Raw genomic sequence first — 17,480 nt, forward strand, 5'->3', positions numbered from 1 at the left:
CCCGCCTACTTCCACCAGACCTCGCGCATCGGCATCGCATCGGCACAGGTGCCGCGAAGCCGGTCCTGCGCGTACGGCGGCAGTTGATCCGAACGGCCCAGGTCGAAGTAGTGAAGCTGGCGCATCAGCTCGGCGAAAGACGTCGCTCGAAACGTGCCGGACCACCCCAGCAAGGCGGCTTCCATTTCCCCGTCGCGGGTGCGGGCCTGCGGGAACAGCACGATCTGCTCGTACAGGCTATCGCCGTACTTACCTACCACGAGGGCGTCTTGCAGGTAGCGCGAACGCGTCGTGGCGCTGTCCTGATCGATGCCGTAGACGAAGTACCGGCCATCGTCGGCATGCAGCGGCTGAGCTTGCGCGAGCGCCAATCCCTCCGGGTCGAGACGCGCGACGGTGTCGACCGCGCCCAGCGATAGAAAGCCGGTGCCGTGCGCGATCGTTCGCCAGTCCGCCTGCGGACGTTGCGCACGAATGAAGTCCAGATAGGAACGCGGCAACGCGACGCCGAGCGCGCGTTGGCGTTCCTCGATTGTCCGCTCCAGCGCGCCCTCCTCCAGCGGCAACGCGACCGTCGCGACCAGCGGCTCCGGGCCCGCGCTGCGCGCCTGTCCGACTTCGCGCGACCAGCAATCCAGGAACCGGCGCCAGTCCGTCGGCGTGCCTGCGTATCCGGAAACCCGTTGATCCAAGGTCATGGCGTGCTCGCTCTGGCTCGGCGTATCCGGCGGCGTTCGGGCGCAGCCTGCCAGGATCAGCAGGACCGCCACCAGAAGCCGCCGACGCATCAGCTTATCGCGAGCAGACATAGCCTGTAACGGGCAGGCCGCGCACTGCGACCACTTTGTACTTGCGGCTGGGCGTGTTGGCGGGGATGCCGCAGCGCGCATGGAACCAGCGCAGATGCGAGCCGACGCTGCGGTTCTGCGATTCGTTCACGCTGCGCAACGACACGTCGTTGGCCGCGCCGCCTTCGCGACTGGCCGCCCAGGGATACTCGTCGCAATCCGTGCCTGCGCCACCGGCGCAGGCACGGCCCGGCCCCTTGTTCAGTCGCAACCAGGCGCGGCTGTGCGGGGGTTCCTGCCGCGACAGCATCGATGGCTTGCCCTCGCTCAGCGCGTCGCCGACATGCGCGCGCACCTCGGCGCTGTCGTCGCCGACCAGGAACATGGCGAACTGCGGCTTGCACTTGTTCTCGCCGGACTTCGCCGAGTTGATGCACTCCTCCAGCTTGGTGCGGATCAGCACGTCGGTCAGGACGTAGGTGCCGGTCACGGCCGCGACCGAGTACAGCGTCACCTTGGCGATCAAGCCCGCGGTGACCAGGGATGGCACGGCGGTTACCGACAGCTGCGCCTGGATCTGCAGGCCCATGGTCATGCCGCCCAGGTCGCTGAAATAGCCGCTGGGGTCCACGTAATAGGCCGGACTCGCGTTGGCGTACAGATACTTGTGCAGGCTGACCGGATCGCTGTCGTCGCCGGAGTAGGCGTCCATCTGGGTGAAGCGCCCGTTGGCCGGGTTCATGTAGCGCGCACGCAGATAGTAGAAGCCCAGGTTGGGATCGAGCTGCTCGCCGGCGAACAGGAACGCGTTGTCGCTGGAGCCGGTGTGCGACTCGGTTTCGCCGAAGGCCTCGAACCAGTAGCGGTCCGCCGCCGCACCCGCCGAGGTGGTCAGCAAACGCGTGCTGCCCAATCCGTCGCCGTGCAGATAGACCGTCTGTCCGCCGTCGCTGCGCCCGATGCGATCGTCGCCCATCAGGTACAGCACCGCGCGCGCGCCGGTGTGCTCCTCGATGACCTGATCGTTGCGGGCCGTTGGATCGACCACGTAACGCGTGGTCACGCCGTTGACCGTCTGCGCCTGGCGGATGCCGGCCGGATCGTAGCGGTAAGACATCGCGCCGGTCGGCGTGACCGCATCGACTAGGCGGTCGCCGCCGTCGTAGCTGTACATGCTCAGCCCCGCGACATCGCTGCGTTCGATCAGGCTGCCGTTGGCGTCGTAACGGTACTGCACCGCCCCGCCACCGCCGACGTCCTCGCGCTGCAAGCGGTCGTTGACGTCGTAGGTGTAGGCCGTGCTGGTGGTGACGCCGGCCTTGGTCCGCACCTGGGTGAGGCGATTGCCGACCGCGTCGTAGGTCCAGTCGGTGGTGCGGTTGCCGCGCGTGCTGTCGACCACTTGCTCGCGCTTGAGCCGCTTGAGCGCATCGTACTGGTAGGTCACGGTGCGCGTCGAACCCACGCTGCTCTCCACCGCCTGGGTACGCAGGCCGGTGTTGTCCACCGTGTAGGTGAAGCCCAACAGGACCGCGTTGGCCGCGGAACGGTGGGTGAGCGTCTTCAGGCGGTTGCGCACATCATAGGTGTAGTCGGCGCGGTTTCCGTTGGGCAACTGCAGCAGGCTGCGACTGCCGACCTCGTTGTATCCATACGTGGTGGTGGCGCCGCCGCGAACGACGGTGGCCAGTCGATTCAGCGCGTCGTAGGTGTAGGCGACGTCCTGGCTGGCGGTGGTCATGCGCAGGCGGTTGCCCATCGGATCGTACTGATACGCGATGGCCACGCCGTCGGCCTGCACGACCGAGTTCAGGCGGTCGCCGGCATCGTAGCCGTAGCTTGCGGTGCCGGCGCCGTCGGTACGCGTGGCGATCTGCCCCGTAGCGGTGTACGTGGTGACCGCGCCGGAGCCGTCGGCATGCCGCACCTCCAGCTCTCGATTCATCGCGTCGTAACGGAACTGACGCTGCGCGCCGTTGAAGTCGACATGGCCGACGCGATTGCCGTTGCCGTCGTACGCCCAGGTTTCGACCTGCCCGCCCGGCAAGGTCCGCGCGACCGGGCGGCCGGCGTCGTCGTAAGCCCATTGCGTGACGCGCCCCAATGCGTCGGTCTGCGCGATCTTGTTGCCCATCTCGTCGTAGGCGAACGTGGTCCGGCTACCCGCGGCATCCACCACCGCCGACAGTTGCCCGGTCGGCGTGTACTCGAAGGCGGTGACACGACCCATTTCGTCGGTCGTGCTGGATTTCCGGCCCTGGGCGTCGTAGCCGAGAAGGCTACGCGGGTTGTCGGTGTCGGCGGTCGTCGTGTCGGGATGGAGGGTCTCGACCAGTCGGCCCAGCGGGTCGTAGACGAACTTGGTCGTACGCGCCAGCGCGTCCTTGATGCTGGCTTTGGTGCCGTTGACGTTGTAGGCGGTGGTGGTCGACCGCCCCAGCGCGTCGGCCACGACGGTCTGGCGTCCGGCATCGTCGTAGGCGATGGTGGTGGCGTTGCCGCGCGCATCCTCGCGCCGCACCTCGCGTCCGGCCTTGTCGTAACCGATGCGACTGACCGCGCCGTCGGGCAGATGGGTCTCGATCAAGCGGCCCGCCGCGTCGTACACCATGGTCGTGGTGCGCCCGGCGCGGTCGATCGTGGCGATCACGCGGCTCTCCGCGTCGTACACCGAGCGGTCGCGGGTGCCGTCCGGATGGCGCGTCTCGACCAATTGGCCGAACGCGTCGTAGTCCATCTCGGTGCGGTTGCCGTTGGCGTCGATGTCCGCCGACTGCTTACCGATCGCGTTGTACTCCCAACGCGACACCTGGCCGGTCGGATCGGTGGTGGAGGTACGGTTGCCCTTGGCGTCGTAGGTGTGGCGGGTGACCAGCGAGCGGGTGCCGCCGTCCGCCGCCGTGCGCGTACGCGTCTCGGTCAAGACGTGGCCGGCATCGTCGTAGGTGTACACGATGACCGCGCCCAGGGCGTTGGTCTCGCGCGTCTTGTTGCCACGACTGTCGTAGGCGTACGACGTGGTCGTCCCGTCCGGCAAGCGCACGCTCGCCAAGTCGCCGCTGGTGGCGTAGGTGTACTCGGTCTTCTGGCCCAGCGCGTTGGTGGACGACGTCAACTGGCCGTTGCGGCTGTTGTAGACGTTGTTGGCCACCGTCGCGCCGCTGGCGTCGGTCTGGGTCAGCACCTGGCCGCGGCTGTCGTAGGTCCAGCGCGTGGTCTGATTCAGCGGATTGGTTTCGCTGATCTTGTTGCCGGCGGCGTCGTACTCCCAGCGCCAGACCTCGCCCTCGCCGTTCTCGCGGCTGAGCTCGTTGCCGTACGCGTCGTAGCCGTGCTTGGTGACCTCGCCCAGCGGATTGATTTCCTGGGTCACGCGACCGTTTTCGTCGTAGGCGTAGGTCGTCGACTGGCCCAGGCGGTTCTTGACCACCTGGGTGCGGCCGACCAGATCGACGGTGTATTCGATCCGCCTGCCTTCCGCGTCGATATGCGCGATCAGGCGCCCGTTCTCGTCGTACTCGCTACGCGAGGCGCGGACGCCGCGCGGATCGATGATGTCCTGCAGATAATGCGGGAAACGGCCTTCCAGGTAGCCGTAACGGGTGACCTCGCCGCGCTGGTCCACCGACGCGGTCAGGTTGCCCGCGAAGTCGTAGGTGTAGTCGATGAAGTTGCCGTCGGGCAGGCGGATGGTGGAGATTCGACCCGCGCTGTCGCGGATGAACTGCACGCCCACGCCGCTGGAATGCACGATGCCGTCGCGGGTGTAGGTCAGGGTGTTGCCGTCCAGGTCGGTGACCCGGCGGATGCCGACGCCCTGGCGCAGGTCGTAGCGCATGCCCTCCTTGGTGGTCAGGGCATAGTCGTTCGGGTCCGCCGGACCGATCTCGCCCAGATCGATCAGCTGGTTGCCCGCCAGCCTGACGCTGCCCAGGGTGGTCTGCTCCAGCTTGGAGGTCGTCCCCGGCAGGGCCTCGAACACGATCTGCACGTCGATGTTGGGCACGATGAACTGGCACTCCGGCATCGCCTTGGCGCGGAACTTCTCCAGCTTGCCGTCCGGCAACGCGACGGTGACGATCGGATCGCCCTGCGGCTGCACGCACCAGTTGCTGAAGAAGCCCGAGCGATACTCGTTCAAGCTCCAGCCCAGGCCGATCGTGCGCGATTCGTGCACGCGCACGTTCTGATAGTCGACGCTCCAGCCATAACCGAAGTCGAGCTTCTCGTGGCTGCGGCGGGTGTCGTAGGTGCGCGTGACGGTGATCGGAATACCCATCACCGGGATCGACACGTCGGGGAAGCTCAGGCTGAAATGCCCCAGCTTCATCTCGCCGTCGACCACGATGCTGCTGAACGCCTTGGACTGATGGCCGGCGCTGTCCCAGGCTTCCAGCACGACCACGTACTGGCCGTTGAGCAGGCGCGTGGGATCGAGTTGCCCCAGCGTGCCGGACACCGCGGCGGTGCCGCTGGCCAGCTGCTGCGCATTGCTGCCGTCGCGGTCGACCAGATACAGCTTCCAGCCCGCCAGATCGGTGTCCTGCACCGAGCCGGTGATCGTTGTCGGCGCGGTCACCACCGCGTCGTCCGCCGGTGCGGTCAGGGTCAGGGTCGGCCCCTCGCTGCTGTTGGCGTCCAGAACGGTGAACTCGCCGCTGACCTCGACCGTGTCGGTGCCGTCGCTGACGATCGCCACCAGGGCATGACGCCCGATCAGGGTGGTCTGCACCAGCGCGCGCAGGTTCGCGTCCACCGGCACCAAAGCGCCGTCCATGCGCAGTTCCACGCTGACCTGCGAGCCGGCATTGACCGGCAACACCTGCACGGTCACCACTTCGTTCGGGCCGACCTGCGACGGCTGCACATCCAGGGTCGCGCTGAAGGCCAGGCCCTCGACCACGCGCAACAGCCAGGCCTGCTCGGTCCACAGCGCGCCGTCGCTGACGCGCAGACGAACCGGGTAGTCGCCGATCTGGGTGGGCTGCCAGTCGATGCGGCCGGTCTGGGCGTCGATCGTCATGCCGGCCGGCGCCTGGGTCAGGCTGTAGGCCAGCAGATCGCCGTCCGGATCCAAGGTCAGCACGTCGTAGCGGTAGGCACGCCCCAGCTTGGCCGAGGTGGCCGGCGCGCTATGGATCACCGGCGCGCCGTTGCCGCCGCCGCTGCTCTGCTCCACCACTTCCACGCTGAAGGTTTGCCAGGCCACGCCGCCGCGGCCGTCGGCCACTTGCACCTTGAGCGCGTGCTGCCCGATCTGATTCAGCGCCGGCGTCCACTCGATGCGGCCGGTGTCGGCCGCCATCGCCATGCCGCGCGGGTACTCGAGCAAGCTGTAGCTCAGCGCGTCGCCATCGGCGTCCTCGGCCGCGACGTCGTAGACGTAGGCCTGGCCGACGATCGCGCGCGGATTGGGCGTACTGACGATCTGCGGCGCATGGTTGACCGGATCGTTGACGTACACCGTGAAGGTTTGCCGCGCCCAACCGCCGCGGTCGTCGCGCACTTCCAGTTCGAACTCGACCGCGCCGGTCTGCGCGGCGCTCGGCGTCCAGCGCACGGTCGAAGCCGGGCCGATCGCGGCACCCGCGGGCAGGCGGTTCCAGACGTAGCTCAACGGATCGCCGTCCGGATCGACGGCGGCCGCGGCGTATTCGTAGTCCTGGCCCAGCGTCATCGACAAGCCGGGCGTACTGGTGATGGACGGGGCGCGGTTGGGCGTGGCGTAGACCTTGATCGCGTAGGCCTGTTCCGCGCGCGCGTTGCGCTCGTCGGTCGCGACCACCTTGACCGCGACCGGCGTGGCCGGCGCGGTACTCGGTTGCCACAGCACGGTGCCGGTGCGCGCATCGATCTGCATGCCCGCCGGCGCGCCCTCCAACGAATAGCGGATGCGTTGGCCTTCCGGATCGGTGGCGCGCACGTCGTAACGGTAGACCTGATCCACCGTCGCGGCCGTTATCGCGGTCGAAACGATCGTCGGCGCCTGGTTGGGCTCGGTCGAGGCCGCTACGTCGACGGTCCACGATTGCTGGGTGGCGTTGCCGTTGAGGCTGCGCGCGGCCAATACGAAGGTAAAGCGACCGACCTGGCCCCAGCGCGGGACCCAGGTCAGCTCGCCGGTGCGCGGATTGACCACCGCGCCGTCCGGCGCGCTGCTCAACTCGTAGGTCACCGCGTCGCCCAGGTGCGGCGAGGTCGCCGCGGCCTGGTAGCGGTAGGCCTGATGCTCGATCGCGTTGCGCGGCGCGGTGCTGGTGATGCTGGGCGCGAGCATGCGCTCGCTGACCGCCACCACCCACAGCAGCCGGGCCTGCAGCCCGCCGTGATCGGCGACAGCGATCGACGCGACCCGGCCGGACGCCATGTTGTTGCCGACTTCGCACTCGTTCTCGTCGGCGGCGGCGAGGATCACCGCGGTGACCTCCTCGTTGCCGACCGCCTCGATCGTGGTCGCCAGCTGCGCGGCCACGCTTTGTCCGGGCGCGACGGCCGGCACGGTCGCCTTGCCGATCAGACTTCCGGCATCGACGCCGCCCCGATAGAACGCGACCTCCAGCGGGCGGCTGCCGGCCGTGCCGCGATTGACGACGTCCGCGGTCAGGGTCAGGCCGGCGGCGTTCTGCACGCCGTACGGCGCCGAGACGCGCAGGTCGGAGCGGAACGTGGTGGCCTGGGTCACCGCCTGACGCTGGCCCTGCACATACAGGGCCGCGGGCGGGCGCGAAACATCGGCGGGGGTCGGCCGCAGATCGCTGCGGACCTGATCCAGCGCGAAGGCGCTCTGATGCAGCACGCGCGAGCCCGCATGCCAAGGCAGTGTGGTCGAGCCGTAGGCACGCAGGGCGTTGCTTTCGCTGACCAGCAGCATGGCATTGCCGTCGCCGTCCAGGTCCACCAGGGTCGGCGTGTGCGAGTGATGGTCGCTCATGCCGGTGAAGCGCCACAGCACCGCACCGGTACGTCCGGCCACAACCTGCACATAGCCCGGGTTGGTGGTGAAGATTTCCAATTCGCCGTCGCGGTCGATATCGGCCGCCATCGCGGCGCGCGAATTGTTCGCGCTCCAGTTGGTCGCGCCGCTGATATCCCACAGGGTCTCGCCACCGGCGCTGGAATGCAGGCGACCGGATGCGGCCACGAAGATGTCCTCGCTGCCGTCGCCGGTGAAATCGGCGACCAGCAGCGGGCCGGCCGTGGAGCCCTGCGCGGTACGCAACCACACGTTGTTGCCGTCGGCGTCCACCAGGCTCAAGCGATAGCCGCGGCTGGTGTGTTCGCTGATCGCGATGTGCGCACGCGCGCTGCCGGCCACGCGCACCGGCGCGTAATACGCATAATTGACGGTGCCGTCCAAGGCGCTGGGCAGCTTCTTGCGCAGCGCGCCGTTGGCATCGCGGATCTCGCCGCGATACAGCACTTCGCGACGGCCGTCCTGATCCAGGTCGATCGCCAGGGCCTGACCGCGGCTGTCGGCGCTGGCCGGGAACTGCCACTTCAGGGTGCCGCCTGCCGTAAACACCGACGGACCGATCAGGATCTCCGCGGTTCCGTCGCCGTCCAGGTCGCTCACGCTGATCGCGTTGTAGTTCAGCGCATTGGCGGCCACCGGCACGTTACTGACCCAGCGCGGGCTGCCGTCCGGGCGCAAGGCGACCAGGTAGCGCTGGCTGTCCACGAACAGGATCGAGACATTGCCCTGCCCTTCCAGATCGGCCATCGCCGGCTGGATGTACCAATCCGGCGTGCGCTGGTTATAGCTCCACAGGGTTTCGCCGGTGTGGGCATCGAAGGCATGCAGGCGGCGATTGCCGACGGTGGTGTCGGTCCAGCTGATCGCCACCACCGCGGTGAGGTCGGCCGAGGTCAGCTGGCCGTCCATGTTGGTGTCGAGGATCGGGCCCACCAGCGGCTGGGTCGGAAACCGCACCTTGGTGTTGGCCCAGCGCGAACCGGGCGCGAACTCGCCCAGCGCCGGGTCGCGCGCCAGGCAGAACGGATTGGCCGCCGCCATTGCGGCCGGATAGCGCGAGCTCACCGAGGCGGCGGGCCAGTTCAAGCGCCCGCTCACGCCATCGACGTCGGAACCCGGCGGCAGGATCGTGCCCTGCCACGCGAACTGCTCCAGCACGTTGACGTCGCTGACGGTGGGCGAATACGAATACGCCGAACCCAGCGTGGCCTGCAGCGCCGGCGAATTGGTGATGCGCGGCGCCTGATTGGGCAGATCGCCAAGCAAGGTGTAGACCTGCAGATCGTAGTTGCCGTGCTGGTCGCGCACGCGCAGCACCACGCGCTCGCTCTTGCCGGCGAACGCGGCGGGCACCTGCCACTGCACCGCGCCGGTGGCGGCGTCGATGCTCAGACCGGCCGGGCCCATGAAGACGTCGTAGCGCAGCTCGGACGACGGCGCCGCGGTAACTTGCGTCGCGTAGGCGTAGAGCGTGCCCTGCACCGCCCGGCGCTCGGGTTCGGAGACGAAGCGAGGCGGCAGGATCGCAGCATCCACGCTGAGCGTGTAGCGCTGGCGCGCCTCGGCGCCGGCTAGGTCGCGCACCACCAGTTCCACCGTGTGCGTCCCGGCTTGCGAGGCATCCGGCACGAAGGTGAGTTCGCCGGTCAGGCGGTTGACCGCCATGCCGATGGGCGCGGTCGCCAGGGCGTAGGACATCGCGTCGCCGCGGTCCGGGTCCGCCACCGTCGGCGCGTAGACATAGCGTCGGCCGACGCCGGTGGTCGCCGCCGGCATCGAGGTGATGGTCGGCGCCTGATTCTGGTCGATCACCTGCACCGAGAAACTCTGCTCGGCGTACAGGCCGGCGCGGTCGGTGACGCGCGCGCGCACCCAGGCCACGTCCAGCGCGTTGTTGTCGGTGGCGCACTCGGCGACCTGCGTGGGTACCAGGATGCGCGCGCTCAGGCGGCCCGGCTCGGCGCCGGCCTGCACCCACCACGGAACGGTCAGATGCGAGAGCGCGCCGGCCGCCAGGTCCGGCACGGCTTCCACCGACACCAGTTGGTCGTCGGCGAAGATCTGCACGGCGATCGCGTCGCCCACCGGCGCCAAGCCGCGGTTGCCGATGTCCAGTTCGATGGTGGCGCCGTTGGACGTCAGGCCGTGCACATAGACGTCGGGCAGATTGCGGGTGGGCAGCTGCTGCAGGATTTCCTGCACCTTGATCTTCAGCAGCGCGTTGGTGAACGACTGCGCCACTCGGCCGCCGTCGCGCAGGACTTCGATGTCCCAGGCCGCGCCGCCGGTTTCCAGGGCCATGTTGACGTAATCGGCGATCGTGGTGCCGTCGCCGCCGTAGGCGCTGGCGTTGGCGCAGGTCAGGAAGCCGCCGCGGCCATCGGCCTTGTAGCCGACCTTGTGCTGGCCCAAACCCAGGGCCGCGCTGCCGTCGCCGCACTTGAAGCGGGCATTGACGACCGCGTTGAGCACGGCCTTCTGCGTGCGCATCTCGCCCAGCAGGGACGCGTAGGTGATCGACGCATCGGTGTTGTCGCGGTCTTCGTCGGTGACCAGGATGATGTTGCGCGCGGTGGTTTCGCGCAGCGGGTACTGGAAGATGGCGTGGCGCACCGCGCGCCAGCCATCCTCGGTGCCGCTGCCGCGCAGCGCCAATTGCGCGCTGGCGGTGATGAATTGGCGGTAGTCGCCGGTCAGGGTGGTGCCGACGTTGATCGGCAGCGGCACCGGGTCGTAGGCCAGCAGACCGTAGCGATTGGGGACGGCGCCGTCGCCGACGCCGTTGGTGGTCAGGTGCGCTTCCAGCGGCGCGGCGAAGTCGGCGATCCAATCGTGCTCGCCCGACATCGAACCGGATTCGTCGACCACCACCACCACGTCGGCGGCCGCGGCCAGGCTGGAGGTACGCTCGCCGCCGGCCATGCACATCGCGTTCGGCAGGCGGTTGTTGCCGGCCCAGCCGGCGCCGTTCCAGGCTATATCGCCGGTATCGGACGCGATGGTCATGCCATCCGGGCGCTTGAGCAGTTCGTATCGCAGCAGATCGCCGAGGTCCGGATCCTGCGCGCGCAGCGGGTACAGATACCCCTCCAGTTCCGGCGCGTCGTGCACCGCCGAGGTCACGATCAGCGGCGGACGGTTGCTGCGCTCCACCACTACCACGAAGGACTGCGCATCGCTGGCGCCGGCGCGGTCGGTGACCGCCACAGTCACCGGGTGCTCGCCGGCCTGGTCGACGCCGGGCGACCATTCGATCAGGCCGCTAGCCGGATCGATGCGCATGCCTGCGGGCGCGTTCACCAGCGAATACGTCAGCACGTCGCCGACGTCGATGTCTTCGGCCGTAACCGGGTAGCGGTACGGCGTATTGTCCAGCGCCCGCAGCGGCGGCACGCTGGTGATATGCGGCGGGTCGTTGACCGGCGTCACTTCGATCGCGACGGTGGCCACGTTGGAGTCGAACTCGCCGTCGTTGCTGCGGAAGGTCAGGCGGTCCGGGCCGTTGTAGTTGGGCGCCGGGGTATAGACCAGGTCGGGCGCCGTGCCGCTGAGCGTGCCGTGCTGCGGCTGCTCCAGCACTTGATAGGTCAAGCTGTCCGACTGGGTATCGGTGGCGGTGAGGCTGAGCGCCAACGCGGTGTCTTCCGGCGTCGACAGGTTCTGGTCCTGCGCGACCGGCGGCTGGTTGTAGCAACGCTGGTAACCGCGGAACTCGAGGCTCAGCCAGCCATGACCGGTCAGTTGGTAATCGCGCAGGCGAATCACCGCGAACTGCTGGACGCGGTAGTCGTAGCGGCTGCCCTGTCCGCGCGTCTGCGAGTACGCGGGCACGACGATGTCGCGCCCCACCAGGGCGGCCATGTTCTGCCGCACCTGTGCGGCGTTCATCGAGCCGGGCGCGCCTTGCGCCCAGTCGCCGATGTCCAGTCGCTGATCCTGGGCGTCATCGGGGTTGCGATAGGTATCGCTGTCGCCCGGCGGTACCAGGCTGGCGGCCAGGGTGGGCGCGCTGGGTTGGCCGGACCAGGTCAGCCAGCTGTAGTTGCCGGCCCCGGTGCCGCGCGGCATGCGCTCGAACACCGTACCGGGCGCCGCGCCTTGCAGCAGCGAGGCCGGAACCGCGATCGGATAGATGGCGCAGAAGTTCGAGTCCGGCGCGGAGGCGCCGAAGGCCTCGATCAGCCGCTGCTGGGCGCCCGACGCGAGTACCGCGCCCGCCACCACCACCGCGCCCAGGAATCCCCAGGCGAACGTACGCAAACTACGGCCACCGCGACCGTTTTCCCTGTTCATACCGCTCTCCCCAGAGCATAGCCATCCAAGCAGTCATCGCCATCCATGGCCCGATCAGGGAGCCCGGCAGAACGCTGCCAATACCCGACCTCCCGCCGACAGTCGACGAGAGGCCGCTACGAATCATGAAAGGACGAGCGATCGGCTCGCCAGCCCCTCTTCCCTACGGCACAGAGGGGACGTTCGCGTGTGCCCGTCGCCGAAGCCACCGGCCGCCCGCGCCGCAATGAACTGCGCTTACGGGCCCCGGCACGAAGCCGCGCCAGCCCGGTAAGACGCCTTACGATCCCCCTCTATCAGGGTAGCGCATCGGATATTACGAACAGAAGTGCATCCGCGGTCGGCTGGCCTTGTGCCTCGCCCCCAGCCCCTGGAATCGAAATGCCGCGCCGTCGAACGCGCTTTAGGGGATGCGTGAAACAGGCACCGCACCCGGGGAGCCACGACGGCGGAGTCTGGACCCCGCCGATGGCCGCGTCGGCCCAAACTCAGCGCGTGCGGTTCGCCCGCAGCCCCGCGAGCAGACGCCCGCGCGGTCTGCGCTGCGTCCGCTAGCCCATCGCCTTGCGATGCTCCGGCTGCTCGGTGGTCTGCGCGGCAGCGAGCTGGGTCTGCGCCTGGGGGCTGACTTGGGCCTGCCCCGCGACGCTCGCTGCGTCCTGCTCGCGTACCCCGCGCGCCTGATTCTCGCTGACCATCGCGTAGTTCGGACCGGTCGGGCCCTTGCTGCCGTCGAACACGAACAGGTTGCGGTCCGGCTGGCCGTTGGCGTCGACCACGGCGTTGCCGGGCTGGATGCCGGTCACCGTGTCGAAACCTTTGAGCTTCGCGCCCGCATACAAGTTGGCCGCCACCTGATCGTCGGCCATGCCGTGCGTGCGCATCGCCGCGACCACCTGCCCGTACATCGGATCCTCGCGCATGCGTGCGACGTTCGGATCCAGCGCGGCCAGCGCAGTACGCTCGCCGGGCGCCGCATCGGGGGTGTTCAGGCTGACCCGGCTGTCGGTGGACACCGCGCCCGGCGTCGGCAGCTTGGGGCCGATCACGTCGTCCGGCGACAGGCCGTGCTGGCCCACGCGCACGCGGTCGCTCCACTCCATGTTGCCGCCGCTGTTCATCACCACCAGCTTGCCCTGATCCAGTTGCTGCCCGATCAGGTTGGCCAGCTCCTGCGGCGTCGCATTGCGATTGGCCGCGCCGATCTGGTTGCCGATGGAGTTGTTGTACAGGTCCATCGCCTCGCGGTTGGCCCAATTGCCGGGCAAACCCTCGTGCGCTGTGGTGAAGGCCTTGCCCCATTCCGGGCCGTACTCCTGCGCCAGACGCGCGCTCCAGTACGCATGCCGGAACGCGTCGCGATGACCGTCGTTGCCCTGCCACTCGCGCGCACGGTCTGCGGGAACGCCGGCCGGCACCGGATTGTCGGGGAAGCGCCGCTCGCCCTCGGCGAAAGCTTCGCGGGCGATGTCGCGGAACCCGCTCAGCCCCACCAGGCCGCGGTCGCGGGTCAGGCGGTCGAGCAAGGCCCCTTCGGTCTTGGTCATCTCGCGGCCGTCGGTGAACGGGATATCGAACGCACCGAACGCACGCGGACGATAGGTGATGACCTCATCGTCGGCGACCTGATAGTTCGTCCGGATATCGTTGAGGTTGGGACGTGGATCCGGCATCGCGCTCTCCTTTTCGCTTGCGTTCGTTCGTCGCCGCGCGATCCGCTCCCCGCGATCGGCGGCGGCTGGCCTTATCTGCGCGCCCAGCGGCGCGATGCGACGCGCCCGTCCTGGTAGCGGACCTCGTAATACTCTTCGTCGATGCCGGCGTCGGAGACGCCCAGTTCGTAGATGTCCATGCCGGTCGCGGTGTTGCTGGAGTCGGGCTCGCCCAACACCATGATCACCTCATCGCGGGTCATGCCGTCGGTGATCGCCTTGGCCAGCGCGGGCACCATCGAGCCGCGTCGGTTATCCAGCGGCTTCGCGCCGCGTTGCGATTTCCAGGCAGCCGAATCGAAGTTCGCAGTCTCGTGCATGGCGCAGGCCGTCAGTAGGAGGGGGATCAACAGGACGCCTACCCGCACACGCCGCAGCGCGTGCCGGGCGGTAACCCCAAAGGTGATCGATTGCTTGCGCATGAACCGTCCTTGGAGATGGTTGGCGTCCAGATGGCAAGAGCCTAGCATGGTCGTTTGAGACCGTCGTGAAAGCAGAAAACCTGCACCTTTACCGCGATTTCGACGCCAATCCTGAGTTGCGACCGCATCCGCGCCACCGGCACCAGATCTTGACCCACCACCGAACCGCGACCGTCGCATGAAGCGTTGCCTGCTGCCCTACCCCTGATCGGATTCTTGCGCCGCCTCCGGCCGCCAGGCCGTCGGCTAGCCTCGGATGCCCGCAGTCGACGCTAGGTGCGTTCGCGCCCAAGGCAGTAGCGCAGATCGCGCACCAGGGTGAACACCATCGCCAGCGCAAACAACAGGTGCAAGGCTCCGATCACCACGGTGCCCCAAGGTGCGGCCCATACGTCCACCAGCGCCGCCGCACCCCAGAAGCCCAGCGGGAACAATGGCAGCACCGGCACCACGCTGACCCCACCCCGCAGCTCCTTGGCGACGCCCTCACGGAGTTCCTTCGCGCGCAACTCGGCGATGGCCGCGAACGCCCAAAGCGACCAGACCGCGAACAGCAGCAGCGGTAGCCACCAGTGGGGGGGCGTGATCATAGGACCAGAGCCATCGCGAATGCCCCACTACGCGCTGGGGCGTTCGCGCATCGTAGCGCCCGCCCCCCAGCGAAACCATCGACCGGCCTACGGTTCGGCGGCGCGCGGCGCCGGCAGGCCGTCCGCGCGGCGCCATTGGCCACATAGACGTCCGCAGCCGAGGTCGATCGACGCGCCCATCCCTGTCGAACACCGCTCGGGGCGTCGCATCATCGGGCGCGGCCTGAGCTAGCCAAGCAAGCAGACTCGGCCTGTCGGTCGACACAGGCCAACGCGAGCACTGCGCTGTTGCGCCCTCAATCAAGCGCGAGCTCGCTCCGCAGCGCCCCGACATAGACGCGTCCCACCGGCAGCTCCGCACCGTCGCCCAGCACCAGCCAGTAACGACTGCCCGAGCCGGCATGCAGGGTGCGGACATGGCGCAGGTTGACCAGGTAGGAGCGGTGGCAGCGCACGAAATCGGGTGGCAGCACGCCGGTCAGGCCGGCCAGGGATTTGTCGTGCAATTCGCTGCGACCGTCGCGCATGCGCAACTCGCTGTAGTCGCCGTCCGCGCGGATCCACACCACGTCGGCCAGTTCGACCAATGCCGTGCCTTGGGCGCGCCAGATGCCGAGGTAGCGGGCACGGCCGGAGCGATAACGACCGACATCGAGCAAGCGCTCGAGCGCCTGGCCGAGGCGTTCGCGCGAGAACGGTTTGGGAACGAAATCCAGCACGCCGTGCTCGAAAGCCTGCAGCGCGCGTTCGCGATGGGCCGAGACCACAACGCAGTGGTAGCGTCCGGCTACCGCACGCCGCAGCAGTTCGAAACCATCCTCGCCCTCAAGGTTCAGATCCAGCAAGATGCCGTCGTAGACGCTGCGCTGAAGTCTGTCCCCGGCCGATTCCAGGTCCGCAACCGCATCGAAACGCGCACGCGCGCCGGCCAGTTCCGTGCTCAGGCGCAACAGACGCTGGCGCACCAGCGGTTCGTCCTCGACGATCAGGATGCGCATGTCAGCTCGATCCGACCGCACCAATCGGCGCCATCGACGCCCTGGACGAAGCGCCAGCCGTCGGGATAGGCGGTAGCCAGGCTAGCCTCGATATAGCGCGTGCCGGTGCCGCGACCGCGGTGCGGCGCCGATCCGCGAGCGCTGCGCAATTCCAGGGTCCAGCGATCGTTCTGGCGATGTACGCGCAATCGGAACGGACGCTGCGCGCAGGCCCCGGTGCCGGCGTGGGTCAGCGCATTCTCGATCTGGGCATGGAGGATGCCCGGCGGCAACGACAAGCGAGTGTCGTCGGCATCGACCTGGAGCGACAGCGGGTGATCGGAGGCCAGACCGACGATGTCCAAGTGGCTGCGACACAAGGCCAATTCGTCCTCCAGCGAAACGCTTTGGCGGGTGCTGCTGTCGCGCAGCCGGTCGAACTGCTCGGCCAGCGACTCGACCAGACGGCTGGCGCGCGGCGGCGCCTGCTCGATCAACTCCTGCAGGCAGGTCAAGGTGTTCATGAGCCAGTGCGGATGGATGCCCCGCTGCAACAGCTGCAGAGAAAGCTGGGCGCGCTCTTCGCGTAGCTTCGCGTTATGGCGATCCAAGGCACGCAGCTGCGCGGCGTGGCGCAAGAGCAGGAAGCCCATCAGTATCGCCAGCAACAGGAAATACGGACCGTCGAGGAAAGCGCCGTGCGCGACCGCCATCGCCAAAGCCCCGGCAAGCACCAGTGCCAGGATCGGCCCACGTTCCTCCTGCGCGCCATGGACGCGCAGCAGCACGCCCGCCGAGGCGAGCAGGCTCAACAGCAGTACCGCAGCGGAACGCGCATCGAAGCCGGGCATGAACGCCGCGACCGCCACCAGCGTCGCCAGATAGGCGATGCGCACGCCCATGGGCACGGACAGGCCGAAGTGGCGCGCCAGGTAGGCCGGCAGCAACATCGCCGCCGCCAGGTGCAAACCCAGCAGAACGAACAGGCGCGGGCCATGCCACGGATAGGCATAGCCCACCAGCGCGCGCCAACCCTCGATCATCGGCAAGGCCAGTCCGACGGCGCAGAGCGCGAGCAGCAGCCGAGCGCCAGGCCTGCGCCGACGGCCGCGCTGGACCGCCAGGAAATACAGATACGCCGCCGCGAGCGCACCGGTGGCGAAGGCGGCAATCAGCCACGGCCGCATGGCCTGGCCGTAGAGCAGCTCAGCGGGAGCCACCACGGCAAAGGCATCGGCACTGAGCAGCCGCAGGCCTTGATGCTGACTGGAAGCGAGCACGACCAGCTCATCCGTCCCGGCCCCGGCCGATGGCGGCAGCACGCGCACAATGTCGAGGCGGCCCGGACGTTCCTCCGCGACGGTGCGGCCCACGATGCCGTTGCCCGCCAACGGCTGACCGTTCCAGTAGAGCCGGCTGGCGCCGCGCAGCGAAAAGCGCAAGGCGCGGTCGGCACCGCCCTGCGTCGCCGGCGCGGTCGATCGCCAGCGCAGCCAATAGGGGTCGCGCCAACCCGCAAGCACGCGTTGATCGAGCGGACGCCAATCCGCGTCGGCCGGTGGGCGCTGCGGTAGTTCGCCGGCCGCCGACATCGTCGCGGGCGCCATTTCCCCGGTCAGGATCCGCACCGTCTTCATGTCGGGCTTCGCAACGACCAGCCACGCGGCGACGGCGGCTAGCCACACGACGAGTACGGCCAAGGTGGTGCGCGAGATCTGCATGCCT

At 68.4% G+C, this 17,480-nt stretch carries 7 protein-coding genes; all 7 read right to left on the bottom strand.

What is annotated here, in order from left to right:
- Positions 1-5 precede the first annotated feature (5 nt).
- Entirely contained in the window at positions 6-809 is an 804-nt protein-coding gene (locus tag ASD69_RS07625; protein WP_157499075.1) for a hypothetical protein, read from the bottom strand.
- Positions 793-12,054 (bottom strand): putative Ig domain-containing protein, encoded by an 11,262-nt coding sequence (locus ASD69_RS07630; RefSeq protein WP_082576328.1) that lies wholly within the window; start codon positions 12,052-12,054, stop codon positions 793-795. The genes ASD69_RS07625 and ASD69_RS07630 overlap by 17 nt, the downstream gene beginning before the upstream one ends.
- Positions 12,055-12,605: 551 nt before the next feature.
- A complete protein-coding gene (locus tag ASD69_RS07635) occupies positions 12,606-13,727 on the bottom strand; it encodes a hypothetical protein (protein ID WP_056175886.1) in 1,122 nt (373 codons plus the stop codon).
- Between the two features lie 71 nt (positions 13,728-13,798).
- Positions 13,799-14,188, bottom strand: coding sequence for a hypothetical protein (locus tag ASD69_RS07640; protein WP_157499076.1), 390 nt, complete (start codon positions 14,186-14,188; stop codon positions 13,799-13,801).
- A 272-nt stretch (positions 14,189-14,460) separates the two neighbouring features.
- Positions 14,461-14,778: a hypothetical protein gene (locus ASD69_RS07645; RefSeq protein WP_056175893.1), complete on the bottom strand. Its 318-nt coding sequence runs from the start codon at positions 14,776-14,778 to the stop codon at positions 14,461-14,463.
- 296 nt (positions 14,779-15,074) lie between these two features.
- Positions 15,075-15,776: a LytTR family DNA-binding domain-containing protein gene (locus ASD69_RS07650; RefSeq protein ID WP_056175896.1), complete on the bottom strand. Its 702-nt coding sequence runs from the start codon at positions 15,774-15,776 to the stop codon at positions 15,075-15,077.
- A complete protein-coding gene (locus ASD69_RS07655; protein WP_056175900.1) occupies positions 15,764-17,476 on the bottom strand; it encodes a sensor histidine kinase in 1,713 nt (570 codons plus the stop codon). The genes ASD69_RS07650 and ASD69_RS07655 overlap by 13 nt, the downstream gene beginning before the upstream one ends.
- Positions 17,477-17,480 lie beyond the last annotated feature (4 nt).

The sequence above is a fragment of the Lysobacter sp. Root604 genome (assembly GCF_001427505.1).
Classification (GTDB): Bacteria; Pseudomonadota; Gammaproteobacteria; order Xanthomonadales; family Xanthomonadaceae; genus Lysobacter.